Below are 23773 nucleotides of genomic sequence, written 5' to 3' on the forward strand. Positions count from 1 at the left end.
CGGGCGTCTCAGCCGGCTTTCATGATGATGCAGGTGGTCGAGCCTGTGGCATAAAGCTTGTCATCCTCGACGCCCCGGATCTCGCCATTGGCGATGCCGGTGGACCGGCCCGCGTGCTGGCACCAGCCGGTCGCGCGCACCTGCTGGCCCAGACGGATCGGGCGCAGGATATTCACCTTGTATTCCAGCGTGGTATAGAAATGCCCCTGCGGCACGCGGGTCATCACCGCGCAGGCCATGCAGCTGTCCAGCAGCGTGCCGTACCAGCCGCCATGCACCGTGCCCATCGGGTTGGTATACTGGAACTGGGGCACGCCCTCGAACGCGGCCATGCCTTCGTCCACCGCCGTGATCCAGTAGTTCAGCGCCTGCGCGATGGGCGGGCCGGGCAGGCGGCCGTCCAGCACCATCTGCATGGTTTCCAGACCCGACCGGCTGGCGGTTTCGGCAAGTGTGGGCAGATCTTCGGGCGATGTGGCATAGCGGCGGCTGGTCATGGCGTCCCCTTTTTGCCCGTCACGTTACGCGCAGGCAAAAGAGGGACAAGCGTTACGCCACGTTTTCCAGCCGCTGCTTGGGCGTGACCCCCAGCGCATGACAGACATCGCGGGTCAGCTCGGGGCGGTTGAGCGTGTAGAAATGCATCCGCTTCACCCCGCCCTCGATCAACTCGCTGGACAGTTCGGTACAAAGCGCCGTGGCCAGCAGATCGGCCCGGTCGTCGCGGATCGCCTTGTCAAAGGCATCATCCAGCCAAGCAGGCACCGAGGTGCCACATTTCAGGGCAAAGCGGCGCGCGCCCTTCCAGTTCTCGATCGGAAAGATGCCCGGCGTGATCCTGTCACCGTCGATCCCGGCCTTCTGGCAGGCGTCGCGAAAGCGGAAAAACGTCTCGGCCTCGAAAAAGAACTGCGTCAGCGCCTCGGTCGCACCGGCATCCAGCTTGCGCTTGAGCCACTCGACATCCGCCGCCTCGTCGGGCGATTCGGGGTGTTTCTCGGGATAGGCTCCGACGCGGATGTTGAACTTGCCGGTCTCGGCCAGCGCCTCGATCAGCTCGATCGAGTTGGAAAACCCGTCGGCATGGGGCTGGAACCCGGTTGTTCCCTTGGGCGGGTCGCCACGCAGGGCCACGATATCGGTCACACCGGCCTCGGCAAAGCCTTCGGCAATCTCCAGCGTCTCGGCGCGGCTGGCGTTCACGCAGGTCAGGTGCGCCGCCACGTTCAGCCCGCTGGTCTTGTGCAGGGTTGCCACGGCATCGCGGGTCAGGTCGCGCGTGGTGCCGCCCGCGCCATAGGTCACCGATACGAAACGCGGCTCCAGCGGGGCCAGCACGTTGATCGTGTCCCACAGGCGGAACGACGCTTCCAGGTTCTGGGGCGGGAAGAATTCGAACGAAACTTCGGGCGTACGCATGGCGGATGTCCTTTTTGTTTCACGACTTGTCGCAAATCGCCCGTTGTGAGACAACTTCATAATATCGAACATCAACATGAGGCATACGATAGGTGCATATCGAATTCCGTCATCTGCGCACGATCAAGGCGATCCACGAGGCCGGCGGGCTGGCCCGCGCGGCAGATCAGTTGAACATAACCCAATCCGCCCTTTCACACCAGATAAAGGGGATCGAGGATCAGGCGGGGGTGGAATTGTTCGTGCGGCGGTCGAAACCATTGAAGCTGTCGGCGGCAGGTCTGCGGCTGTTGCGCGCGGCCAATCGCATCCTGCCCGAGGTCGAGGCGCTGCAGGCCGAATTCTCGGGCCTGCGCGACGGCAACGCGGGCCGGATGCATATCGCCATCGAATGTCACGCCTGTTTCGAATGGCTGTTTCCGGTGCTGGAGACATTTCGCAAGACCTGGGGCGATGTGGATGTCGATATCCGCCCCGGTCTGGCGTTTGACGCGCTGCCCGCGCTTATGAAGGAAGAGGTCGATCTGGTGGTGTCCTCGGACCCCGAGGATCTGCCCGGTGTGACCTTCATGCCGCTGTTTGATTACAGCCCGGTGTTCGTCGCCTCTGGAGTGCATCCGCTGGCGCAGAAAGAGTTCATCGAGGCCGAGGATTTTCGCGGCGAGACCCTGATCACCTATCCGGTAGAGCGGTCGCGGCTGGATATCTTCAGCCAGCTTCTGACGCCCGCCAAGGTCGAACCGGCGGCGATCCGGCAGGCGGAACTGACGGCGGTAATCCTGCTGCTGGTGGCGTCCAATCGCGGCGTGGCGGTCCTGCCCGACTGGGTGGTGCGCGAGGTCAAGTATTCCTCGGATTACGTGACCCGGCCTTTGACAGCCACCGGGCTGACACGCAGGCTTTATGCCGCCGTGCGGACCGAGGATCTGGAGAAACCCTATGTATCGGGGCTGATCCACATGGCCGGAGAAGAGGCGCGCAGACTTCAGGCGGCGTGACACAGGCAAGGCGCGGCCTGGCCGTTGACCGGCAAATGCCCTGTCCGCTTGTTGCGGACAGGGCTTGTGGTCTGGATCAGGCGACCAGCTTGTTGGTCATCTCGACCAGGCGGGTGGCCTGATGGGCGACCGCTGCGCGGCCCTTGTCTTCCAATCCGCCGGCATTGGTCGAAAAGCCGTAAGGGTTGCCGCCGGCCTCGGCCACGGACGGGTCGGTAAAGCCGGGGGCCACGATGACGGTGCCCCAGTGCATCGCGGTGATATAAAGCGACAACAGCGTGGTTTCCTGCCCGCCATTGGCGTTCTGCGCGCTGGTCGCGGCGGTAAAGGTCTTGTTGGCCAGCTTGCCCTGGAACCACAGCCCGCCCAGCGTGTCGATGAACGCCCGCATCTGGCTGGCGACACCGCCAAAGCGGGTGGGCGAGATGAAGAAATAGCCGTCGGCCCATTCCATGTCGTCCGCGCTGACCTCGGCAATGTCCTGCATCTTGTCGAGTTGCTCTTTCCACGCATCCTGCCCGGCGATGACCTCGGCGGGGGCGGTTTCGGCAACGCGGCGCAGGCGCACGTCGGCGCCCGCGGCCTTTGCGGCCTCGGCTGCGGCAAGGGCCACCTGATGGTTGGTGCCATAGGTGGAATAGAAAACGATGGCGATCTTGGCTTGGGTCATTTCGGTCTCTCCTGAGAACTGGGGCAAATCTGGTCGGCCTGTCCACGCAAGGCAGTCACGCCGTCGCACCCGATATAGACACAGTTGCCGCCGCCGTCCTGTGCGCGGCAACGCAGGCCCTGTGCGCTTTTCCGCAAGCCGCGTGGCGCGCACGTTCTGCCCTTGGCAACCCGGCCCTCAGCGCGTATACGCGCGCCCTGACTAACAGGAGCCGGACCATGCAAGGCAGCGCAAATCTCAACGTGATGATCAAGGCCGCGCGCAAGGCGGGCCGGTCGCTGACCAAGGATTTCCGCGAGGTCGAGAACCTGCAGGTGTCGATGAAAGGGGCGGGCGATTTCGTGTCCCGCGCCGACATCGCCGCCGAGGACATCCTGAAAGAGGAACTGATGGGCGCCCGCCCCACCTATGGCTGGCTGGGCGAAGAGGGCGGCGAGACACCCGGACAGGACCCGACGCGCCGCTGGATCGTCGATCCGCTGGACGGCACAACCAACTTTCTGCACGGGCTGCCGCATTGGGCGATTTCCGTGGCACTGGAACACAAGGGCCAGATCGTGGCCGGTGTGGTCTATGACGCCGCCAAGGACGAGATGTTCTATGCCGAAAAAGGGCAGGGCGCGTGGCTGAATGACCGCAAACGCCTTCGGGTGTCGGGCCGTACCAAGATGATCGAAAGCATTTTCGCGACCGGCGTGCCCTTTGCCGCCAAGCGCACCCTGCCTGCCACCTTGCAGGATCTGGCCCGGCTGATGCCGGAATGCGCAGGCGTGCGGCGCTTTGGCTCGGCCGCACTGGATCTCGCCTATGTCGCGGCTGGCCGCTACGAGGGGTATTGGGAGCGTGAACTGAACATCTGGGACATCGCCGCCGGCACCCTGCTGGTGACCGAGGCCGGTGGCATGATCGACGGGTTGCGCGACGGGCAGAGCGCGCTTGACGGCAACCTGATCGCCGCCAATGGCGAGATTTTCAATCCGTTCGCAAAGATCATCCGCAACGGCTGAGGCTGGCAGGCGCTAGCGCCGCCGCCCGACCTTCGGCACATTGCTGCGTTGCAGGGGGTATTTCGCCTCGGGGTGGTCGGGATGCCCGTCGGTGCGGGCCCAGAATGCAGGCCCGCCCAGCCGGAAAAACAGCGGCAGCGTCAGCACCATCCCCACGATGAACCCGCCCGCATGGGCCCAATAGGCGACGCCACCGCCGCTCGTATCCGTCCCCACCCCGTTGAACAGTTGCAGCGCGAACCACAGGCCCAGCATGATCCAGGCCGGGATCGGGATGATGCGGATGAACACCACGATGATGAACAGCACATCCACCTTTGCGCGCGGAAACAGCAGCAGATAGCCCCCCATCACCCCAGCGATCGCGCCCGACGCGCCGACCATCGGCACCGGCGAATACGGCGCCGCTGCGATCTGCGCCACCGCCGCCCCGATGCCCGAGGCCAGATAGAACAGCACGAACCCACCGTGGCCCATCTCGTCTTCCAGGTTGTCGCCGAAGATCCACAAAAACAGCATGTTGCCGATGATGTGCATCCAGCCGCCGTGCAGGAACATCGACGTGATGATGGTATGGGGCTTGTTGCCGGCCATCACCTCGACCGGGCGCAACGCCCAGGTGTCGAACAGCGCCATCGTTGCAACCGGATCAAGCATGACCGACTGATAGCTCAGGAACACCACGATATTCGTCGCCATCAGCGCATAGGTGACAAACGGCGTGCGGGTCGACGGGTTGTGATCGCGGATCGGAAACATGGGGCAGACGATTGGGGCAATCGTGGGCAGGGTCAAGCGCGACCTTGACCGCGCGCGCAAATGCGCCACCCTAATGCCCATGAAACACATCGCGATCCTGCTGTGTCTTGCCACGCCCGCGCTGGCCGAGTGTCCGGCCCCGCCCGATCATGACGTGGCAATCGCCCGGCTGATCGAGCAGCTGCGCGCCGCCCCGGATCAGGCCAGCGCCGAACCGCTGAACGCGCGGCTGTGGGAGCTGTGGACCGACGCGCCCGATGCCGCCGCCCAGGAGGTGCTCGAGGCCGGGATGCGGCGCCGCGCGAATTACGATTTCACCGGCGCGCTGGCGCAGTTCGACCGGCTGGTCGATTACTGCCCCGACTATGCCGAAGGCTACAACCAGCGCGCCTTTGTCAATTTCCTGCGGCAGGACTATGCCGCCGTGCTGACCGATCTGGATGCCGCGCTGGAGCTGTCGCCGACCCATGTCGGTGCCCTGTCGGGCAAGGCGATGACCCTGATGGGCATGGGCCGCACCGACGAAGGGCAGGATGTGCTGCGTCAGGCACTGGGGCTGAACCCCTGGCTGGCCGAACGCGCCATGCTGATCCCGCGCCCGGGCGAAAAGCTGTAACCCTGCGGGGGCTTGTTGCGCCCGCGCCTGCGCGCTAACACACGGAACCGGCTGGCGCATGCGGGCGTGGCGGAATGGTAGACGCATGGGACTTAAAATCCCTGGGGCGCAAGCCCATGCCGGTTCGAGTCCGGCCGCCCGTACCAGCCGGTTGCCCTGATCTGAGTCCCCCGCGCATCACTTGCGCAGATGCGGTCGCCCCTGTCTGGACGCGCTGCGGCGGGCGCTGTAGCGTCCGTGCAAACAATCGCCGGGCCAGCAGGCAAAGGGGCAATCATGACAGACGAGCAGGAAAACAAAGAGCAGCGCCGCGCGCGCTGGAAAATGCAGCGGCGGCTGAAGAATGCCCGCTCCGAAGGCATGATGCAGGGCATCGTGTCGATGCTGCAACCGGGCGATGTGGTGCTCGATTGCGGGGCCAACGTCGGGGCCGTGTGTGAACCGCTGGCGCAATCCGGCGCCACCGTGCATGCGTTCGAGCCTGATCCTTACGCCTTTTCCCAACTGTCCGCGCGGGTGGGCCAGTTCGACAATGTCACCCTGCACAATGCGGCGGTGGGCAGCCACGCGGGCACGGTCAAGCTGCAACGCGCAACCGGGTTCGATGACGACCCGGCCAGAAACTCGGTGAAATCCACCATCATCGAAGGCGGGCGGTCTACCGACGGCGGCGAAACGGTCGATGTCGAGATGATCGACTTCCCGGCCTTCGTGCGCGCCCTTCTGGCAGAGCACGGCAAGATCGCGTTCCTGAAAATGGACATCGAAGGGGCCGAGCTGGACCTGATGGAAACCATGTTCGCCGCCGACATGTTCGAGGATATCCGGCTGACCGTGGTGGAAACCCACGAAAAGAAATTCAAGGAACTGCGCCCGCGCTACGCCAAGCTGCGCGAGGATGTCGGCGCGAAATACCCGATCACCAAGATCAATCTGGACTGGATCTGATCGGGCTCGGGGTGGGCGAATTCGCCCACCCCCGTGACTGCGTCGCGTGTCAGTCCCAGCAGTTGACCAGAACGGTCATCCGGCCCGCCTTGGTGGTCAGTTGCTCGGGCGGCAGTTCCGTGATCGCCGCGGTGGTGGTGATGTCGATGCCCAGTCGGTCCAGCAGATTGACCAGGCTTGTCCCCTTGGCGGCGAAATTCACATCCTCCGGCAGCGACCGCCCGTTTTCAGGGCGCGGCAGCAGCATGCCCAGCACGGCGCCGCCTGCATCCACCACCGGGCCGCCCGCATCGCCGGGCAGGGTGGTCAGCGCCAGACGGCTGACGCCCTCCTCGCCCTGCAAACCGCGCAATTCGGCCAGCTTGCCAAAGGTCACGGTGGGTGCGCCCAGCATCCCGCCATAGGAATAGCCCGCCACCGCCACATCCGATTTCAGGCGCGGGATGCCCGACTGGAACCGGGCCACCTCGATCGGGGCCAGCCCGCCGCGTGGCAGCAGCACCGCGACACCCAGATCGGCCTCGTCGGTCAGGATGTCCGCCTCGGTGCCGTCCTCCATCGTGATGCGGCCGCAGCCCTGCACCGCCTGCGACGTGGTCAGCACCGTGCCCTGACGGTCGATGTAGAATCCCGAGCGCGACAGGCGCGGGCGCCGTATGTCCAGCCCGGCCACCAGATCGATGCTTTGCTCTTCGCTGATCTGGTCGGGTTCCAGCGTGCCGGTCAGGCGGGTCAGGCTTTTCTGCATCTCGCCCAGCAGGCGGGTGCGGCGTTCCTCGTCACCCGCAGGCCAGATCAGGGTAAAGCCCTTGATCTCGCCCCGCTCCAGCCGTGCCTCGGTGTGGCTGACGAAATCCGAGCCCTGACCGATCAGCACGAAACTGTCGCCGTCGCGGTTGCGCGGACCTTCGGGTGGTACGATTTCAAGCGTCTGCATGATGTCATACAGGCCATAAAGCGAGCTTTGATCGCCGCGCTGGCTGATCAGCAGCACCTTGGCCGGCAGATCGCCGGTGGCCGCGTAATGCGCAAAGGGGTATTCGTATTTGTCGAACTCGACCACCTCGGTCGGCATGGCGATCCCGATGCCCGCGGCATCGTCGCGCACGGTCTGCAGGCCCAGACCGTCCAGCACGGAATTATATTGCGCAATCAGCGCCGTGCGCTGCAGCGTTGTCAGAACGCCGGTCACCTCATAGCCATTCTCGCGCTGCCACTGGGCCATCGAGTTGCGGGTGCCCGGGCCAAAGGCCCCGTCGATCGCCGCCCCGTAGAACCCGGCCCATTTCAGGGCGATCTGCAGGGCCTCGCGTTCGCTGCGCGTCAGTTGCGCCTCGGAGGCGCGCGCCTCGCGCGGGGTTTCGTCCGCCGGTTCAATTTCGGGCAGGGTGTCGGGGGGCGCAAGCTCGGTCTGCGTCACCGAGTCGGGCGTCGTGGTCTGCGGCGCGCTGTTGCCCGTGCCCACGGGCCAGAACTGCTGACCAAAGTTGCGGCTGAACTCGATGAAACTGTCGCGCGGGATCGACCCTTCGGCGCGGTAGACGCGCAGCACCTGTTCGGCATCGCCGCGGGCATAGGGCCCCAGCGCGATGGCATACCACCCGCCGCCCAGCGAAAAACCGTTCACATCGGGCAGTTCGGCGGCATAGGCGCGCGCGCTGTTCTGGGCCTGCGTCAGCGTCGGCTGCGCCTCGATCTGGACCCAGGCAATTTCGCCCTGCGCCCATACGGCGCGCGCCGCCACAAGGGCAACGATCAGCGCCGCGAAAAACCTGTTCATCATATGCTTTGGTCAACCCGATGCGAATTTCTGTCACATCATGGTCTTCTACCAAATCCGGGGCGCACTGCACCCCCAAAATATTGCACGACCCCGTGATTGACCCGGCATGCCGCGCACCGTATCCAAGGCGCGACTTTACAGGGCAGGCAGGCGATGGCACCGATGGCGGAACACCCCGACAAACCCCGCAGCTTTCAGGAAATCATCCTGCGGCTTCAGACCTATTGGGCGGCCAGGGGCTGCGCGGTGCTGCAACCTTACGACATGGAGGTGGGGGCAGGCACGTTCCACCCGGCCACGACCCTGCGCGCGCTGGGCACAAAGGCCTGGGCCGCCGCCTATGTGCAGCCTTCGCGCAGGCCCACCGATGGCCGCTACGGCGAGAACCCGAACCGGCTGCAGCACTACTACCAGTTCCAGGTGCTGATCAAACCCAGCCCGCCCGATCTGCAGGATCTCTACCTTGGCTCGCTGCAGGCCATCGGCATCGATATGGCCCTGCATGACATCCGCTTTGTCGAGGATGACTGGGAATCCCCCACCCTCGGCGCCTGGGGTCTGGGCTGGGAAGTCTGGTGCGACGGCATGGAGGTGTCGCAGTTCACCTATTTCCAGCAGGTCGGCGGGCATGACTGTCATCCCGTCTCGGGTGAGCTGACCTATGGTCTGGAACGCCTTGCCATGTATGTGCTGGGCGTGGATCACGTCATGGACATGCCCTTCAACGCACCCGACGCGCCGATCCCGCTGACATACGGCGATGTGTTCCGCCAGACCGAGCAGGAGTATTCGCGCTGGAACTTCGATGTGGCCGACACCGCCGTTCTGCTGCGCCATTTCGAAGAGGCCGAGGCCGAATGCCAGTCGATCCTGGCGCGCGACGACACCGACCCCAAGACCGGCGCGCGCATCGTGATGGCGCATCCGGCCTATGACCAGTGCATCAAGGCCAGCCACATCTTCAACCTGCTGGACGCGCGCGGCGTGATTTCTGTGACCGAAAGGCAAAGCTATATCGGGCGCGTGCGCGCGTTGGCGAAAATGTGCGCGGACGCCTTTGTGCGCACCGATGCCGGGGGTTATGCGGCCTGATGGGCAAGTTTCTGGCGGGGGTGATCGTGATTTCTGCATTGGCAGCCGGTATCGGCATCTATTACCTGCAAATCTACGCCTTCTACGACGAGGTGCAGGTCAGCGGCACCGATGACGTGCAGATGACCGTGCTGGCCACCGGCCAGCCCGAACCTGTGCTGTACGAGGATTTTCAGGCCATCGACGCCGACAGCAGCCCGATCCGCTATCGCGCCTGCTTTACCACGTCGATGAGCGTCGGCATGATGACCGAAACCTATCAATCCTACCCCGACGCGGTGCCGCTCGAGGCGCCGGGCTGGTTCGACTGCTTCGATGCCCGCGAAATCGGGGCCGCGATCGAGGCCGAGCAGGCGCTGACCTTCATGGGCACCGAAAACATCACCTATGGCATCGACCGCGTGGTGGCGATCCTGCCCGACGGGCGCGGCTTTGTCTGGCACCAGATCAACCGCTGCGGCGAACTGGTGTTCGACGGCCAGACCGCGCCCGACGATTGCCCCACACCCCCGGAAAGAAACTGACATGCCCAATCTTCTGATCGAACTGTTTTCCGAGGAAATCCCCGCCCGCATGCAGGCCCGCGCGGCCGCCGACCTGAAACAGCGCCTGACCGAAGGGCTGGTTCAGGCGGGGCTGACCTATGCGGGGGCGGCGGCGTTCTCGACGCCCCGGCGGCTGACGCTGGCGGTGGACGGCGTGACGGGCGAATCGCCCACCCTGCACGAAGAACGCAAGGGCCCGCGCGTGGACGCGCCGGAAAAGGCGATCGAAGGCTTCCTGCGCGGGGCCGGGCTGACCCGCGACCAGCTGGAGGTGCGCGACGAGAAGAAGGGGCAGGTCTATGTCGCCACCATCACCCGCCCGGGCCGCCCTGCGGCCGAGATCGTGGCCGAGGTGCTGGAGGATGTGATCCGCAATTTCCCCTGGCCCAAGTCGATGCGCTGGGGCGCGGGCTCCTTGCGCTGGGTGCGGCCGCTGCACTCGATCCTGTGCATCCTGACCGATGACGCGGGCGAGGCCACGGTGGTGCCCTTGTCCGTCGATGGCATCACGGCGGGCAACACCACCGCGGGCCACAGGTTCATGGGGCCGGATCGCTTTGCCGTCACGGGGTTTGACGATTATGCCGCCAAGCTGAAACGCGCCCGCGTGATCCTGAGCGCCGAGGAACGCGCCGATCACATCTGGCAGGAGGCGACGAACCTGGCCTTTGCGCAAGGGTTCGAGGTGGTCGAGGATCGCGGGCTTCTGGCCGAGGTGGCGGGGCTGGTGGAATGGCCCGTGGTGCTGATGGGGCAGATCGACGATGCCTTTCTTGGCCTGCCGCCCGAGGTGCTGCAAACCTCGATGAAGGAACATCAGAAATTCTTTTCGGTGCGCAATCCGGCCACCGGGCGGATCGAGAAATTCATCACCGTTGCCAATATCGAAACAGCCGACGACGGCGCGACCATCCTTGCGGGCAATCAAAAGGTGCTGGCGGCGCGGTTGTCGGATGCCAGGTTCTTTTGGGAAAACGACCTGCGCATCGTGCAGGACAAGGGGCTTGAGGGCATGGGGGCCGGGCTGTCCTCGGTCACGTTCCACAACAAGCTGGGGTCACAGGCCGACCGCATCACCCGCATCGCCGCGCTGGCGCGGGAAATCGCGCCGGTCGTGGGGGCCGATCCCGATCTGGCCGAGCAGGCAGCAAAGGTGGCCAAGGCCGATCTGCAATCGGAAATGGTGGGCGAATTCCCCGAATTGCAGGGGCTGATGGGGCGCTACTATGCGCAGGCCGCCGGGCTGGACGCGGCCGTGGCCGCCGCCTGTCAGGAACATTATCAACCGCTGGGGCCCTCCGATGCCGTGCCCACCGCGCCGGTCTCGGTGGCCGTGGCACTGGCCGACAAGCTGGACACGCTGACCGGGTTCTGGGCGATCGACGAAAAACCGACCGGGAGCAAGGACCCCTATGCCCTGCGCCGCGCCGCGCTGGGCGTGATTAGGTTGGTTTTGGGGAATGGTGTTCGTCTGCCATTGTTTGGTGGCTTGATCGTCGGAGGGCGTCGGAACTTTGCGTCCGCAATCAACTTGCGGCTTGGACAGCTTGAAGGCCATTTTCGGGTTGCCGCTCTGGAGGCTTTGGACGTTGACATAGAAGAGAGCGTTCTCGGAAAGCTATTAGATGCTTCTAAAAAAACTTCTAGCTTGTTGGAAGCAGGGTTTGAGCAAGGTGTGGCTCCTCAGGAGTGGGAAACGGTAAAAGCGTCCGACCTCCTCTCCTTCTTCCACGACCGGCTCAAGGTCCATCTGCGCGAACAGGGCATCCGCCATGACGTGATCGACGCCTGCCTTGCCATGCAGGGCAATGACGACCTGACCCTGCTGGTCAAGCGGGCCGAGGCGCTGGCGGCCTTCCTGAAAACCGCCGATGGCGAGAACCTGGTGCAGGGCTTCAAGCGCGCCAACAACATCCTGACCCAGGCCGAGGACAAGGATGGCGTGGAATACAGTTTCGGGGCCGATCTGAAGTTTGCCGAAACCGAGGTCGAGCGCGATCTGTTCGCCGCGCTGGACAGCGCCGAGGCGGCGATTGTTCCGGCAATGGAAACAGAGGATTACGCCGCCGCCATGTCGGCCATGGCCGGGATGCGCGCGGCGATCGACGCCTTCTTTGAGGCGGTGCAGGTCAATGCCGACAACGCCGTGGTGCGGCGCAACCGGCTGAACCTGCTGGCGCGCATCCGTGGCATCTGTCTGCAGGTGGCCGACCTGACCCGGATCGAAGGCTAAAGGGCCGGGCAGGGTGGGCGCTGCCCCCCGTCCCCCGTGCCGGGGACTCCCCCCGGGATATTTGTCGAGAGAGGAAGGGCAGGGCCGGGTGACAGCGGTCTTGCGTTGTGTTGGCTTGGGCGTATTCTGCGCCAAGCGCGAAAGGATGCCGCAGTGCAGCATGACGATCCTCATATCACCCTGATCACCCCCAGCGCGCCGATGAGCGTGGCCACCCATGGCGGGCGGGCGAAATGCCTGCAACGGCTGGTGCGGATGGAGATGCCGGTGCCGCGCACCGTGGCGCTGTCGTTTGACGCGGTGCACCGGGTCGCCAGCGGCGTGATGCCGGACATGACGTCCCTGCTGGTGCATTTCGGGGCGACCGCGCTTTTGTGCGTGCGCCCGTCCTCCGAGGAACCCGACTGGGGCGGGCCGGGGGCGGTTCTGAACATCGGGATGAACGACACGCATTATGCCGACCTGTCCGACCAGATCGGGCGGGCGGCGGCGGCCTCGGTCTATACCCGGTTCGTGCAGGCCTATGCGATCCATGTGGCGCGGCTGGACCCGGATGCGTTCGAACACGTGATCGAGGACGGCCCCGAGGGTCTGGCCCAGGTCCTGCACGCCTACGAGGAAGAGACCGAAGAGACCTTTCCGCAAGACCCGGCGGTGCAGCTGGCCGAGGTTCTGCGCTCGATGGCGCGGGCGTGGGAGGGCACGACCGCCCGGCTGCTGCGGCAGGCCAAGGGCGCGCCGGCCGATGCGGGGCTGGGGCTGGTGGTGCAGGAAATGGCGCTGGGCATGGGGCACGGCGAAAGCGGCTCGGGCGTGATCCAGCTTGTCGACAGCCGCACCGGACAGCCGCGCATCATCGGGCGCTACCTGCGCCAGAGCCAGGGCCGCGAGGCGCTGGACCGCCGCGAAGAGGCGCTGTTTCTGGCCCGCGATCCGCGCGGCCCCAGTCTGGAAGAGCTGGTGCCCGAGGCGTTCGCCGATCTGAAGCGGATGACCGGCCAGATGCGCGCCAAGCTGCGCGAGGAAATGCAGGCCGAATTCACCATCGAGAACGGCGTGCTGCACATTCTTGACGGGGTGCGCGTGGCGCGCAGCGGGCAGGCCGCCGTGCGCATCGCGGTGCAACTGGCCGAGGATGGCATCATCCCGCGCGACGAGGCGCTGTTGCGGGTCGAGCCGCGCGTGCTGAACGAAATGCTGCACCGGCAGGTCGATCCGGGCGCCAAGCGCGACGTGCTGGCCACCGGCATCGCCGCCAGCCCCGGTGCGGCGGCGGGCAAGATCGTGTTCACGGCCGCCGATGCGCAGGCCCATGCCGCGCGCGGCGAGGCCTGCGTTCTGGTGCGGCGCGAAACCAGCCCCGAGGATATTCGCGGCATGCATGCCGCCGTGGCCGTCCTGACCGAACGTGGCGGCATGACCAGCCATGCGGCGGTGATCGGCCGTGGCATGGGGTTGCCCTGCGTCGTGGGGGCCAGCGATTTCCGCTTTCACGCCCGGCGTCAGATGCTGGTGGCCCCGGACGGGCGCGAATTGCGCGCCGGTGACGTGATCACGGTCGATGGCACCAACGGGCAGGTTCTGGCCGGCGAGGCCCCGATGATCGAGGCGGCCGAGGATGACGCGCTGAACACCCTGATGGGCTGGGCCGACGAGGTGCGCGACATCGGCGTGCGCGCCAATGCCGACACGCCCGGCGATGCGCAGACCGCGCGCAACTTCAAGGCGCAGGGGATCGGCCTGTGCCGGACCGAGCACATGTTCTTCGATGCCGACCGCCTGACCGTGATGCGCGAGATGATCTTTGCCGACACCAGCCCCGACCGCGCGGCGGTGCTGGAACGCCTGCTGCCGATGCAGCGCGCCGATTTCATCGAACTGTTCCGCATCATGCAGGGCCAGCCGGTCTGCATCCGCCTGTTCGATCCGCCGCTGCATGAATTCCTGCCCAGCGATCGCGCAGGTCACCGCGAACTGGCCGAGGCGCTGGACCTGCCGCTGTCGGATGTCACCCGCCGGGTCGAGGCGCTGGGCGAATACAACCCCATGCTGGGGATGCGCGGCGTGCGGCTGGGCATCACCGTGCCCGAAATCTACGACATGCAGGCCCGCGCCATCTTCGAGGCGACGGTCGAGGCCAGCCGCGAGGGCGAGCCGGTGGTGCCCGAGATCATGATCCCGCTGGTCAGCGCCCGGCGCGAGGTCGAATTGGTGAAAACCCGCGTCGATGCGGTGGCCGCCGCCGTGCGCAACGAGACCGGCCGCGATTTCACCTACCGGCTGGGGGTGATGGTCGAAACCCCGCGCGCGGCTCTGCGCGCGGGCGAGATCGCGCCGCACACGGCCTTTCTGTCATTCGGCACCAACGACCTGACGCAGATGACCTATGGCCTGTCGCGCGACGACGCGGGGCGGTTCATGTCGACCTATGTGCAGCAGGGCGTGTTCCCCGAAGACCCGTTTCACACGCTGGATCAGGACGGGGTGGGCGAGCTGCTGACCATCGCCGCGACACGCGGGCGTGACGCGCGGCCCGATCTGGTGCTGTCGATCTGCGGCGAGCATGGCGGCAGCCCCGAATCAATCGCTTTCTGCCGGGCGGCGGGATTCGACTATGTTTCCTGCTCGCCTTTCCGGGTGCCGGTGGCGCGTTTGGCCGCAGCCCAACTGGCTGTGCGCGACAAGATACGGTAGCGTCTGCTCTCGCGTCCCCAAGACCTGCGTTTGACACAGGCGCCATGCAGCCGACGCAACCCGGGTCTGGGCGGGCATGGATGGACTCTGTGCGAAAATCTGTCGTAGAAGGCCTCGATTTCGCCGTTTGGTGCGAAGGGGGATAAGATGTTTCGTAAATTTGTTGCCGCCACGCTGATCATGCTGGCGGGTACAGCCGTGGCAGAGCCTTCGCTCGAGCAGGTGATGCGGCTGGAGCAAAAGGCACTGGCCCGTTTGCCCGCAGACCGGCTGGATGCGCTGCTGAATCGTCCGCAGGCGGCAGGCGGTATCAGCTACAGCGATGAATGGCTGGCCAGCCTGCCCGCTGCCAAGGGCAACTCGGAATGGCGCTGCCTGGCCGAGGCGCTTTATTTCGAGGCACGCGGCGAAACCGTCAAGGGCCAGTTCGCGGTTGCCGAGGTGATCATGAACCGCGTCGACAGCGCGACCTATCCCGACACGGTATGCGGCGTGGTGCATCAGGGGACAGGCCGCAAATACGGCTGCCAGTTCACCTATACCTGCGATGGCCTTCCCGAGGTGATCAACGAACCCCGGGCCTTTGATCAGGTGGCCAAGGTGGCCAAGCTGATGGTCAACGGCGCGCCGCGCGTCCTGACCGAAGGGGCGACACATTACCACACCACCGCCGTGAACCCCCGCTGGGCGCGCAAATTCCCGCGCACCGCCCGGATCGGCGTGCATCTTTTCTATCGCCACCCGCAGGAGATGGTGCAGAACTGACCTCGTGACGCAAACGGGCCGCGCAGTGCCGCCCCGCGTGGCGACGCGCGCGCAGGACAGGGCCAGTCTGCGCGCAGGACAGGTCAGCCGGGACGAACCAGCATGAGCAACGAGATCACATGGGCCTTCGCCCACCCGTCGGAACGCGCCGCGGCCACTGCGGGCGACGGGCCGCTGGACAGGATCTCGGTGCGCGATCATATCGTTACGGTTGAAATCGGCGCGTTTCAGGCCGAGCGCGGCACCACCCAGCGGATCTGTTTCAACATCGTGGTCGAGGTGATGCCGACCGCAAACATCCTTGATGACGACGTGGACAGCATCCTGTCCTACGACAAGGTGACCGAGGCGATCGCCGCCGAACTGGCCGCCGAGCGGCTGAACCTGCTGGAAACCCTGGCCGAAAAGGTGGCCGAGCGTATCCTGCACGAGCCACAGGCGCTGCGCGTCTTTGTCCGCATCGAAAAGCTGGATCGCGGACCGGGGGCGCTGGGTGTGGAAATCGTGCGCGCCGCACGCGACATCAAGGCCCGCCGCGTGGCCGAGGATCGGCCGCATCCGCAGGTGGTCTACCTGTCCAACGTCGCCATCTTGTCGGACAACCTGCCCGCATGGATCGACCAGTTGCAGGCCGGGGCGCGGCCCAGCATCCTGTGCGTCGGGCCCGCCGACACACCCGCCCCGCAGGCCGCGCATCCACTGGCACAGCGCCGGATCGACCTGCTGGCGATCGAGCAGAACGCCTGGGTGCTGGCCGGGCGCGATGCGCGCTGCGTGGTGGTGAACTCGCGCACCGAACTCGACTGGGCCATGCGCCACGACCAGATCAGCGTCTGGGCCCCGTCCAAGATCGTGCTGGATGCGGTCGATGGCCCCTCGGCCAGCCCGCGCGACGCGCTGGCGCTGGTGCTGTGGTTCGCACGGTTCATGCAGGCCGCCGACATGCTGGTGATCGGGCAGGATCTGCCCGACGCGCCCGACCTTCCGCTGCGCGCGGTGGCCACGGATGTGACGGTGATCTGAGCGTTTGCCTTGCGCGCCCCGATGCGTAATACCCGCCCCATGACCGACTATTTCAGACCGCTTGTGCAATCGGGCCTTGCCCGCCCGGATGAGGCCCTTCCGCTCGCTGGCGGGCGGCTGTGGTTCACCCATGCCGAGCGGATGCGCCGGGGCGCGCCCCGGAACGCACCGGGGCAGGTGGTGCCCGCCCGCGACCTGCCCGACGACTGGCGCGACGCGCTGACCACGGCGCGCGCGGATGTGGCGGGGATGGCGCTGGACACCCCGCGCGTCATGGGCATCCTGAACGCCACACCCGACAGCTTTTCCGACGGTGGCCTGTATCATGACCCGGCCCGGGCCGTGGCCCACGGGGTTCAGATGATCGCCGACGGGGCCGACATCATCGACGTGGGCGGCGAATCCACCCGACCGGGGGCAGAAACTGTGCCCGCCGACGCGGAAATCGCGCGCGTCACCCCGGTGATCGCCGCCCTGCGCGCCGCAGGCCCCACACCGATCTCGATCGACACCCGCAAGACGACCGTGGCGCAGGCGGCGGTGCAGGCCGGCGCAAACCTGGTGAATGATGTGGCAGGCTTTACCTTCGACCCCGGACTGGCCCCGTTCTGCGCCAGCCATGCCCTGCCGGTCTGCGTGATGCACGCACAGGGCGATCCCGCCACGATGCAGAAGAATCCAAGCTATGACGACGTGGTGCTGGACGTTTTCGATTTCCTGCAGGACCGCGTGCAGGCCCTGATGGCGCTGGGTATCCCGCGCGGGCGCATCGTGGTCGACCCCGGCATCGGCTTTGGCAAGACCGCCGATCACAACCTGGCGCTGCTCAACCGGATCAGCCTGTTTCACGGGCTGGGCTGCGCGATCCTGCTGGGCGCCTCGCGCAAGCGATTCATCGCCACGATTGGCTGCGCGCCCGAACCGGCAGACCGCATGCCCGGCTCGGTCGCCGTGGCGCTGGCGGGCGTGGCGCAGGGGGTGCAGATGTGCCGCGTGCATGACGTGCGCGCCACCGTCTCGGCGCTGGCCTTGTGGCAGGCGGTGCAGGGGGGCGCTGCCCCCGTCGCCTGAAGGCGACTCCCCCGGAGTTTACGGGCAAGATGAAGGACGACCCCCGCCACCACTCAGCGGGGCACTTCGGTGGATGTGGCGCGGCCTGCTCAGGCCCTCACCGGAACAATGGCCGCGCCAGGTGCCCCCGTCAGCCGCAGACCAGCCCGCCATCCACGATCAGCGTCTGCCCGGTGACCGCCCGCGCCCAGGGCGAGGCGAAGAACAGCACCGCATCGGCCATCTCCGCAGGCGTGGTCACATGGCCCAGCGGCGTCTGCCCCGCGATCAGGTCGAACACCGCCTCGGGCGTCGCGGCACTGGCATCGGTGGTGCGCAGCAGCCCGCCCGCCACCATGTTCACCGTCACCCCCAGCGGACCCAGGTCGCGCGACGCGGTGCGGGTCAGCGCCATCAGCGCGGCCTTGGCGGCAGTGTAATCGTGATAGGGCACAACCGGGTTCTGCACCAGATTGGTGCCGATGGTGATCACCCGGCCAAACCCGGATGCCGCAAAATGCGGGCGCGCGGCGGCGATCAGGTTCAGCGCGCCCCCTACCGACACCTGCGCCTGTGCGGCCATATCGGCCCAGTCCAGCGTCTCCAGCCCCTTGCGCGCATCGCCGTTGAACTGGAAATCGGCCAACGCGTTATGCACCAGCACATCGGGCGCACCCATGGCCTCGGTGATCTGTGCCACCATCGCCGCCACGGCCGCGCGGTCGGTCACATCCGCCTGAAACGCCTGCGCGCGCGGGCCGATCTCGGCGCACAGCGCCTCTGCCGCGTCCTGACTGTGGCGATAGTTCACCGCCACCCGCGCGCCCTGCCGGGCAAAGGCGCGCGCGATGGCCGCCCCAAGGCCACGCCCCGCGCCGGTGACAAGAACGGTCTGATCTGCAATCTGTTTCATGGTCTTTCCCTGTATATTCAAAGGTTCGGGCAACAGGGACGCCCTGCACTCAGGGGCCGCGACGCGATGACGGAAGGAAAACAACGCCCCCCGCCGCGCGAGGAAACGAGGCCCCGCACATCGGCAAAGGGCGCATCGCAACTTCCTACGCCGGCATGATCCGGTTCAGGTTCCAAGGGTTCGTCTCAGCCCGCGTATCCGCGGACGCCCCTGTTGCAGCCGCCACGATGGGCCGGGGCGGGGGCGGCGTCAAGCACCGCGCCACGAAAAAGGGCGGACCCGCAGGCCCGCCCCGAGTCGCCGATCCCGTCGGGATCAGTTCTTTTCGCGGTCCACCATCTTGCCCGCGGAAATCCACGGCATCATCGCGCGCAGCTTTGCACCGACCTGTTCGATCTGGTGTTCGTCGTTCAGACGGCGGGTCGCCTTGAACGAGGGCTGACCCACGGCATTCTCCTGCATGAAGTCGCGCACGAACTTGCCGGTCTGGATGTCGGTCAGAACCGCCTTCATCCGCGCCTTCGTCTCGTCATAGGGCAGGATGCGCGGGCCAGAGACATATTCGCCATACTCGGCGGTGTTGCTGATCGAGTAGTTCATGTTGGCGATGCCGCCTTCATAGATCAGGTCGACGATCAGCTTGACCTCGTGCAGACATTCGAAATAGGCCATTTCCGGCTCGTACCCGGCCTCGACCAGCGTCTCGAAGCCCATGCGGATCAGCTCCACCAGACCGCCGCACAGAACCGCCTGCTCGCCGAACAGGTCGGTTTCGCATTCCTGGCGGAAGTTGGTCTCGATGATGCCCGAGCGCCCACCGCCGATGCCGGCGCAATAGGACAGGCCGATTTCCAGCGCCTTGCCGGTGGCGTCGTTCTCCACCGCCACAAGGCAGGGCACGCCGCCGCCCTTGGTGTATTCGCCGCGCACGGTGTGGCCGGGTCCCTTGGGGGCCATCATGATGACATCGACGCCGGGCTTGGGTTCGATCAGGCCGAAATGCACGTTCAGACCGTGGGCGAACGCGATGGCGCTGCCTTCGCGCAGGTTGTCATGCACGTATTTGCGGTAGGTCTCGGCCTGCAATTCGTCGGGCATGGTGAACATGATCAGGTCGCACCAGGCGGCAGCCTCGGCGATGCCCATGACCTTCAGGCCTTCGGCTTCGGCCTTCTTGGCCGACGGGCTGCCTTCGCGCAGGGCGACGACAAGGTTCTTGGCGCCGCTGTCGCGCAGGTTCAGCGCATGGGCGTGCCCCTGAGAGCCATAGCCCAGAATCGCCACCTTCTTGTCCTTGATCAGGTTGATGTCACAATCACGGTCATAGTAAACGCGCATGGGTCTGTCCTTCTTTGCGGTTTGATTGCCGGGCAGATTAGCCACAATGCCGCAAATATGTTTGCGTTCTGCGCAGAATTTCGGCATTTGGAGGAGTATCAATTCACCGATCATGCAGAATACGGAAAATTCATGCTCGACGATGCCGACCGACGCATCCTGCGCCAGTATCAGGCCGCGCCCGACCTGCCCGCCGCCGATCTGGCCGAACGGGCCGGGGTCACGCCCAGCACGCTGACCCGGCGGCTGGACCGGATGCGCGGCGCGGGCGTGCTGCGCGGGTTGCGCGGGCGGGTGAACTGGCGCGCGCTGGGGTATGAGGTCGAGGTCAGCCTGCGCCTGACCCTCGACAAGACGCAGGCGCGCGCCTTTGACGAGTTTCTGGCCGCCGCGCGCCAGGTGCCCGAGGTGATCGAGATCCAGACATTCCTTGGCGTGGTCGATGCCCGTCTGTCGGTCATTGCCCGCGACATCCCGCATTATCAGCAGGTCTATCGCCAGCGCATCCTGACCCTGCCGCATATCGCCGATATCGAGGCGCTGATGCATGTCGCCCTGCTGAAATCGGACGAGGCGCTGCCGCTGTGACCGATCTGGATGACACCGACCGCCGCATGATCCGCGCGCTGATCGACGATGCCGGGCAATCGGCGGGGGCGCTTGGGCGCGCACTTGGCCTGTCGCAGCCCGCCACGTGGCGGCGGATGAAACGGCTGCGGGATGCCGGTGTGTTCCGCGCCCCCCGCGTCGATCTGGACCATGCCGCGCTGGGGTTCGGCGTGACGGTGTTCCTGGGGGTCAGGCTGGCCACCAAAGGGCGCGTCAGCCTCGAGGATTTCGAACGCGCCGTCACCGCCATCCCCGAGGTGCAGACCGTCGAACACGTGCTGGGCATGTATGACTACCGCCTGCGCGTGGTGGCCCGCGACATCGCCGATTTCGAACGCGTGCTGCGCCGCCGCATCATGACCCTGCCGGGGGTCGGGAACGTCGAGGCGAACGTGCTTTTGTCCGAAGAGCGCCGCCCCGGCCCGATCTGACAGGGGCGCGCGATGCGCATGGGATATGCATGGTTCGTGCATGCGGATCACACGGCGGGGTCTGGCGGTCAAGGAAGGCTTTGCTTTTGGCCCCGCGCGGCGCTAGCAAAGGGTGACTGAAACGAAAGGCGCCGCCATGACCGCATTGCTGAACACCGTCGATCCCGATGGGCTGCTGGAATATTCCGTGGTCTTTACCGACCGCTCTCTGAACCATATGTCGGCGTCTTTTCAACAGGTTATGCGCGACATCTCAGACATGCTGAAAGAGGTGTACAACGCCGATGGCGTGGCGCTGGTGCCCGGCGGCGGCACCTACGCGATGGAGGCGGTGGCCCGCCAGTTCGGCCGCGACGCCCACGCGCTGGTGGTGCGCAACGGCTGGTTCAGCTTTCGCTGGAACCAGATTTTCGATGCGGGAAAATTTACTGAAAAAACAACCGTCTACAAGGCGCGGCAGATCGGAAACGGCCCGCAGGCGCCCTTTGCCCCCGCACCGATAGACGAGGTTGTCGCCGCCATCCACGACGCCCAGCCCGACGTGGTTTTCGCCCCACATGTAGAGACTTCGGCCGGTCTGATCCTGCCTGACGACTATATATCGTGTCTGTCGCAAGCCGCCCATGACGTGGGCGCGCTGATGGTGCTTGATTGCATCGCCTCCGGCTGCGCCTGGGTCGACATGAAGGCCACGGGCGTCGACGTGCTGATCTCGGCTCCGCAAAAGGGGTGGTCGGCCTCGCCTTCATGTGGCTTGGTAATGATGTCCGGCAAGGCACTGGAAAGGTTGGAAAAAACCGATTCTGACAGCTTCGCCGTGGACCTCAGAAAATGGCGCGCGATCATGGAAACCTATGAGAATGGCGGCCATGCCTATCACGCCACCATGCCCACAGACGCCCTGCGCGCCTTTCGCGACACGATGCTGGAAACCCGCGACTATGGTTTCGACAAACTGCGCGACGCCCAATGGGCGCTTGGCGACGGCGTGCGCGCACTGCTGGCTGAAAAGGGCGTGAAATCCGTGGCAGAACAAGGGTTTGGCGCACCGGGCGTTGTGGTCAGTTACACCACCGATCCCGACATTCAGAACGGCAAGAAATTCGCCGCGCAAGGCATGCAGATCGCCGCGGGCGTGCCGCTGCAATGCGACGAGCCCGAGGGCTTCATGACCTTCCGACTTGGGCTGTTCGGCCTGGACAAGCTCTACGACGTGCCTGCCGCTCTGGACCGGCTCAAGAAGGTCACGGATAAGGTTCTCTGATCGTTTCCTCTCTCTAAAAATATCCCGGGGGTGAATTGGCCCAAGGGGCCAAGAGGGGGCAGCGCCCCCTTTACCCGGCGCGCATGAAATGCGCGCAATCCCTCGGTTCACCCGCGCGCACCAAGCCCCAGTTGCATCATCGTGCGGCGCACCGGTGCCAGCGAGTAGATCGCGTTCAGCCCTGTCATCCGCAGATCGCGCAGCGGCTGGGCTGAAACCATCGACGCGCGGTTGAGCATGTCGATACCGCGCAGCCGGGCCTGCACTTCCCAATGCCGCCGCCGGTGGTAGGTCTGCAGCATCTGCGCATCGCCCAGACGGTCGGGCGCAGCCTCGGCCAGTTCCAGCAGCACGCGCATGTCGCCAAGGCTCATGTTCAGCCCCTGCGCCCCGATCGGCGGCACCACATGTGCGGCCTCGGCCACCAGTGCGACGCGCTCGGCGTACATCCGGTCGGCGATCTGGCTGATGATCGGCCAGACCGTGCGCCGCGAGGCCAGCGTCAGTGGACCGTACAGCAGGCATGACCGTTCGTTCATCGCCGCCTCGAAGTCCTCCTGGGGCAGACGAGACAGGCGCAGCGCCTCGGGCCCTTCCTCCATCCAGACGATGGCGGAACTGGGCATGCCCTGCCAGTCGGGCAGCGGCACCAGCGTGAATGGCCCGCCCGAGCGATGGATCTCGGTCGAGATGTTGTCATGCGGAACCGGGTGCGTGACAGCAAAGGCCAGCGCCTTTTGCCCATAGCGGATCGTCTGCACGTCCACGCCGACGGCTTGCCGCACCGGGCTGTCGCGGCCATCGGCGGCGATCACCAGACGGCAGCGCACCTGGGTGGCATCCGACAGGCCGACACGTGCCTCGCCTTCGCGTGTGAACACAGATTTTGTGCCGGTCCCGGCGCGAAACTCGACATTCGGCAGCTCATCCAGCCGTGCCACCATCTCGCGCCGCAGCAACCAGTTGGGCAGGTTCCAGCCAAACGGCTTGTCCGAGATGTCCGAGGCGTTGAAATCCTTGGACAGCCGCGCCGCCGGTTGCGGCCCGCCCGCATCAACGATGCGCATGACCTGCAGATCGGCGGCATGTGGTGCCAGCCGATCCCACAGCCCCGCACGCTCCAGCAGGGCCTGTGCGGGTTGCAGGAACGCGGTGGTGCGCAGATCGCTGCCGTCGGCGTCACGTTCGGTCACCGGGGGGGTGGGATCGACGCAGATCACCGAAAAGCCCGCGGTGCCGAACACGGCTGCGGCGGTCAGTCCGGCGACACCGCCGCCGGATACAAGAATGTCGACATTTGAGTGGGTCATGGCCTGTTGCCTCCTGTCGACTGTAACTTATGCCGACCGGTGGCAGGTTTCCAAGCGGCATCCTGTCCCGCCCGGGTCTGTCACGCCCGGCTGATCACAAGCAGGACGATATAGATCACCGGGACCATCGCCAGCGCCGGAATATACAGGCCCGGCACGCCCCATTGTGCGATGGCCAGCCCCCATGCAATCAGCGCCACGACAACGCCTAGAAGGATCTTGCGCGCCAGCGCATTCTCGTCTGCCTGCTGGTCGTTCGTGGTATTGGTGGTGTGGTCGGTGGTCTGGGAAGAGGTCATTCTGGGC

General features: G+C 65.6%; 23 protein-coding genes, 1 tRNA gene and 1 riboswitch. Of the genes, 15 read left to right on the plus strand and 9 right to left on the minus strand.

Features of this window, described 5'->3' with window-relative positions; translation table 11 throughout:
• Positions 1–8: 8 nt before the first annotated feature.
• Together ACFTOW_RS05660 and metF are read right to left on the minus strand one after the other, a co-directional pair.
• Complete coding sequence (locus ACFTOW_RS05660; RefSeq protein ID WP_379913948.1) at positions 9–497, minus strand: PaaI family thioesterase; 489 nt, start codon at positions 495–497, stop codon at positions 9–11.
• 52 nt (positions 498–549) lie between these two features.
• A complete protein-coding gene (gene metF / locus ACFTOW_RS05665) occupies positions 550–1419 on the minus strand; it encodes a methylenetetrahydrofolate reductase [NAD(P)H] (protein WP_379913950.1) in 870 nt (289 codons plus the stop codon).
• A 92-nt stretch (positions 1420–1511) separates the two neighbouring features.
• On the opposite strand from metF, the gene ACFTOW_RS05670 reads away from it, so the two are divergent.
• The gene (locus tag ACFTOW_RS05670; protein ID WP_379913952.1) at positions 1512–2417 is read left to right on the plus strand and encodes a LysR family transcriptional regulator; all 906 of its coding nucleotides are present in this window, start codon (positions 1512–1514) and stop codon (positions 2415–2417) included.
• Positions 2418–2493: 76 nt separating this feature from the next.
• On the opposite strand, the gene ACFTOW_RS05675 is transcribed toward ACFTOW_RS05670, so the two are convergent.
• On the minus strand, positions 2494–3087 hold the full coding sequence (locus ACFTOW_RS05675) for an NAD(P)H-dependent oxidoreductase (protein ID WP_379913954.1): 594 nt from the start codon (positions 3085–3087) through the stop codon (positions 2494–2496).
• 218 nt (positions 3088–3305) lie between these two features.
• Here ACFTOW_RS05675 and ACFTOW_RS05680 point away from each other — a divergent pair, with 218 nt between their 5' ends.
• On the plus strand, positions 3306–4094 hold the full coding sequence (locus tag ACFTOW_RS05680) for an inositol monophosphatase family protein (RefSeq protein WP_379913956.1): 789 nt from the start codon (positions 3306–3308) through the stop codon (positions 4092–4094).
• 12 nt (positions 4095–4106) lie between these two features.
• On the opposite strand, the gene ACFTOW_RS05685 is transcribed toward ACFTOW_RS05680, so the two are convergent.
• On the minus strand, positions 4107–4853 hold the full coding sequence (locus tag ACFTOW_RS05685; RefSeq protein ID WP_379913958.1) for a rhomboid family intramembrane serine protease: 747 nt from the start codon (positions 4851–4853) through the stop codon (positions 4107–4109).
• A 79-nt stretch (positions 4854–4932) separates the two neighbouring features.
• Here ACFTOW_RS05685 and ACFTOW_RS05690 point away from each other — a divergent pair, with 79 nt between their 5' ends.
• The 3 genes from ACFTOW_RS05690 (at position 4933) to ACFTOW_RS05700 (ending at position 6417) form a co-directional block, all read left to right on the plus strand.
• A complete protein-coding gene (locus ACFTOW_RS05690; RefSeq protein ID WP_379913960.1) occupies positions 4933–5469 on the plus strand; it encodes a tetratricopeptide repeat protein in 537 nt (178 codons plus the stop codon).
• A gap of 60 nt (positions 5470–5529) precedes the next feature.
• A tRNA-Leu gene (locus ACFTOW_RS05695) sits at positions 5530–5615 on the plus strand.
• 130 nt (positions 5616–5745) lie between these two features.
• Complete coding sequence (locus ACFTOW_RS05700) at positions 5746–6417, plus strand: FkbM family methyltransferase (RefSeq protein WP_379913962.1); 672 nt, start codon at positions 5746–5748, stop codon at positions 6415–6417.
• Positions 6418–6466: 49 nt separating this feature from the next.
• Here ACFTOW_RS05700 and ACFTOW_RS05705 read toward each other — a convergent pair whose 3' ends face one another.
• Complete coding sequence (locus tag ACFTOW_RS05705; RefSeq protein ID WP_379913964.1) at positions 6467–8197, minus strand: serine protease; 1731 nt, start codon at positions 8195–8197, stop codon at positions 6467–6469.
• 165 nt (positions 8198–8362) lie between these two features.
• Between ACFTOW_RS05705 and ACFTOW_RS05710 the strand changes: the two genes are divergently transcribed.
• The 7 genes from ACFTOW_RS05710 to folP all read left to right on the plus strand — a co-directional run bounded on the left by ACFTOW_RS05710 (position 8363) and on the right by folP (position 17623).
• Positions 8363–9292 (plus strand): glycine--tRNA ligase subunit alpha, encoded by a 930-nt coding sequence (locus tag ACFTOW_RS05710; protein WP_379914073.1) that lies wholly within the window; start codon positions 8363–8365, stop codon positions 9290–9292.
• Complete coding sequence (locus ACFTOW_RS05715) at positions 9292–9816, plus strand: DUF6446 family protein (protein ID WP_379913966.1); 525 nt, start codon at positions 9292–9294, stop codon at positions 9814–9816. Before ACFTOW_RS05710 ends, ACFTOW_RS05715 begins: the two co-directional genes overlap by 1 nt.
• Before the next feature lies 1 nt (position 9817).
• Positions 9818–12070 (plus strand): glycine--tRNA ligase subunit beta, encoded by a 2253-nt coding sequence (gene glyS, locus ACFTOW_RS05720; protein WP_379913968.1) that lies wholly within the window; start codon positions 9818–9820, stop codon positions 12068–12070.
• 201 nt (positions 12071–12271) lie between these two features.
• Entirely contained in the window at positions 12272–14764 is a 2493-nt protein-coding gene (locus ACFTOW_RS05725; RefSeq protein ID WP_379914075.1) for a putative PEP-binding protein, read from the plus strand.
• A gap of 147 nt (positions 14765–14911) precedes the next feature.
• Positions 14912–15529, plus strand: a complete 618-nt coding sequence (locus ACFTOW_RS05730; RefSeq protein WP_379913970.1) for a cell wall hydrolase — start codon at positions 14912–14914, stop codon at positions 15527–15529.
• Positions 15530–15631: 102 nt separating this feature from the next.
• Positions 15632–16552 (plus strand): dihydroneopterin aldolase, encoded by a 921-nt coding sequence (locus tag ACFTOW_RS05735; protein WP_379913972.1) that lies wholly within the window; start codon positions 15632–15634, stop codon positions 16550–16552.
• 39 nt (positions 16553–16591) lie between these two features.
• Entirely contained in the window at positions 16592–17623 is a 1032-nt protein-coding gene (gene folP / locus ACFTOW_RS05740; RefSeq protein WP_379913974.1) for a dihydropteroate synthase, read from the plus strand.
• Between the two features lie 130 nt (positions 17624–17753).
• On the opposite strand, the gene ACFTOW_RS05745 is transcribed toward folP, so the two are convergent.
• Positions 17754–18515 (minus strand): 3-oxoacyl-ACP reductase, encoded by a 762-nt coding sequence (locus tag ACFTOW_RS05745; protein WP_379913976.1) that lies wholly within the window; start codon positions 18513–18515, stop codon positions 17754–17756.
• A 125-nt stretch (positions 18516–18640) separates the two neighbouring features.
• Positions 18641–18737, minus strand: a riboswitch (TPP riboswitch).
• 93 nt (positions 18738–18830) lie between these two features.
• Positions 18831–19853: a ketol-acid reductoisomerase gene (gene ilvC, locus ACFTOW_RS05750; RefSeq protein WP_379913978.1), complete on the minus strand. Its 1023-nt coding sequence runs from the start codon at positions 19851–19853 to the stop codon at positions 18831–18833.
• A 132-nt stretch (positions 19854–19985) separates the two neighbouring features.
• Here ilvC and ACFTOW_RS05755 point away from each other — a divergent pair, with 132 nt between their 5' ends.
• The 3 genes from ACFTOW_RS05755 to ACFTOW_RS05765 all read left to right on the plus strand — a co-directional run bounded on the left by ACFTOW_RS05755 (position 19986) and on the right by ACFTOW_RS05765 (position 22157).
• Positions 19986–20441 (plus strand): Lrp/AsnC family transcriptional regulator, encoded by a 456-nt coding sequence (locus tag ACFTOW_RS05755; RefSeq protein ID WP_379913980.1) that lies wholly within the window; start codon positions 19986–19988, stop codon positions 20439–20441.
• Positions 20438–20893, plus strand: a complete 456-nt coding sequence (locus tag ACFTOW_RS05760) for an Lrp/AsnC family transcriptional regulator (RefSeq protein ID WP_379913982.1) — start codon at positions 20438–20440, stop codon at positions 20891–20893. Before ACFTOW_RS05755 ends, ACFTOW_RS05760 begins: the two co-directional genes overlap by 4 nt.
• Positions 20894–21029: 136 nt before the next feature.
• Positions 21030–22157 (plus strand): aminotransferase class V-fold PLP-dependent enzyme, encoded by a 1128-nt coding sequence (locus ACFTOW_RS05765; protein WP_379913984.1) that lies wholly within the window; start codon positions 21030–21032, stop codon positions 22155–22157.
• A 107-nt stretch (positions 22158–22264) separates the two neighbouring features.
• Here ACFTOW_RS05765 and ACFTOW_RS05770 read toward each other — a convergent pair whose 3' ends face one another.
• Together ACFTOW_RS05770 and ACFTOW_RS05775 are read right to left on the minus strand one after the other, a co-directional pair.
• Positions 22265–23467 (minus strand): UbiH/UbiF family hydroxylase, encoded by a 1203-nt coding sequence (locus ACFTOW_RS05770; protein ID WP_379913986.1) that lies wholly within the window; start codon positions 23465–23467, stop codon positions 22265–22267.
• Between the two features lie 80 nt (positions 23468–23547).
• The gene (locus ACFTOW_RS05775) at positions 23548–23766 is read right to left on the minus strand and encodes a hypothetical protein (protein WP_379913988.1); all 219 of its coding nucleotides are present in this window, start codon (positions 23764–23766) and stop codon (positions 23548–23550) included.
• Between the last annotated feature and the right edge of the window lie 7 nt (positions 23767–23773).

The sequence above is a fragment of the Lacimonas salitolerans genome, from assembly GCF_042677865.1.
GTDB lineage: Bacteria > Pseudomonadota > Alphaproteobacteria > Rhodobacterales > Rhodobacteraceae > Lutimaribacter > Lutimaribacter salitolerans.

Bases quoted from the DNA above. Each gene is read 5' to 3' on its own strand.
- ACFTOW_RS05660 (WP_379913948.1), bottom strand. From the start codon at position 497: ATGACCAGCCGCCGCTATGCCACATCGCCCGAAGATCTGCCCACACTT.
- metF (WP_379913950.1), bottom strand. From the start codon at position 1,419: ATGCGTACGCCCGAAGTTTCGTTCGAATTCTTCCCGCCCCAGAACCTG.
- ACFTOW_RS05675 (WP_379913954.1), bottom strand. From the start codon at position 3,087: ATGACCCAAGCCAAGATCGCCATCGTTTTCTATTCCACCTATGGCACC.
- ACFTOW_RS05680 (WP_379913956.1), top strand. From the start codon at position 3,306: ATGCAAGGCAGCGCAAATCTCAACGTGATGATCAAGGCCGCGCGCAAG.
- ACFTOW_RS05685 (WP_379913958.1), bottom strand. From the start codon at position 4,853: ATGTTTCCGATCCGCGATCACAACCCGTCGACCCGCACGCCGTTTGTC.
- ACFTOW_RS05690 (WP_379913960.1), top strand. From the start codon at position 4,933: ATGAAACACATCGCGATCCTGCTGTGTCTTGCCACGCCCGCGCTGGCC.
- ACFTOW_RS05700 (WP_379913962.1), top strand. From the start codon at position 5,746: ATGACAGACGAGCAGGAAAACAAAGAGCAGCGCCGCGCGCGCTGGAAA.
- ACFTOW_RS05705 (WP_379913964.1), bottom strand. From the start codon at position 8,197: ATGAACAGGTTTTTCGCGGCGCTGATCGTTGCCCTTGTGGCGGCGCGC.
- ACFTOW_RS05710 (WP_379914073.1), top strand. From the start codon at position 8,363: ATGGCGGAACACCCCGACAAACCCCGCAGCTTTCAGGAAATCATCCTG.
- ACFTOW_RS05715 (WP_379913966.1), top strand. From the start codon at position 9,292: ATGGGCAAGTTTCTGGCGGGGGTGATCGTGATTTCTGCATTGGCAGCC.
- glyS (WP_379913968.1), top strand. From the start codon at position 9,818: ATGCCCAATCTTCTGATCGAACTGTTTTCCGAGGAAATCCCCGCCCGC.
- ACFTOW_RS05725 (WP_379914075.1), top strand. From the start codon at position 12,272: ATGAGCGTGGCCACCCATGGCGGGCGGGCGAAATGCCTGCAACGGCTG.
- ACFTOW_RS05730 (WP_379913970.1), top strand. From the start codon at position 14,912: ATGTTTCGTAAATTTGTTGCCGCCACGCTGATCATGCTGGCGGGTACA.
- ACFTOW_RS05735 (WP_379913972.1), top strand. From the start codon at position 15,632: ATGAGCAACGAGATCACATGGGCCTTCGCCCACCCGTCGGAACGCGCC.
- folP (WP_379913974.1), top strand. From the start codon at position 16,592: ATGACCGACTATTTCAGACCGCTTGTGCAATCGGGCCTTGCCCGCCCG.
- ACFTOW_RS05745 (WP_379913976.1), bottom strand. From the start codon at position 18,515: ATGAAACAGATTGCAGATCAGACCGTTCTTGTCACCGGCGCGGGGCGT.
- ilvC (WP_379913978.1), bottom strand. From the start codon at position 19,853: ATGCGCGTTTACTATGACCGTGATTGTGACATCAACCTGATCAAGGAC.
- ACFTOW_RS05755 (WP_379913980.1), top strand. From the start codon at position 19,986: ATGCTCGACGATGCCGACCGACGCATCCTGCGCCAGTATCAGGCCGCG.
- ACFTOW_RS05765 (WP_379913984.1), top strand. From the start codon at position 21,030: ATGACCGCATTGCTGAACACCGTCGATCCCGATGGGCTGCTGGAATAT.
- ACFTOW_RS05770 (WP_379913986.1), bottom strand. From the start codon at position 23,467: ATGACCCACTCAAATGTCGACATTCTTGTATCCGGCGGCGGTGTCGCC.
- ACFTOW_RS05775 (WP_379913988.1), bottom strand. From the start codon at position 23,766: ATGACCTCTTCCCAGACCACCGACCACACCACCAATACCACGAACGAC.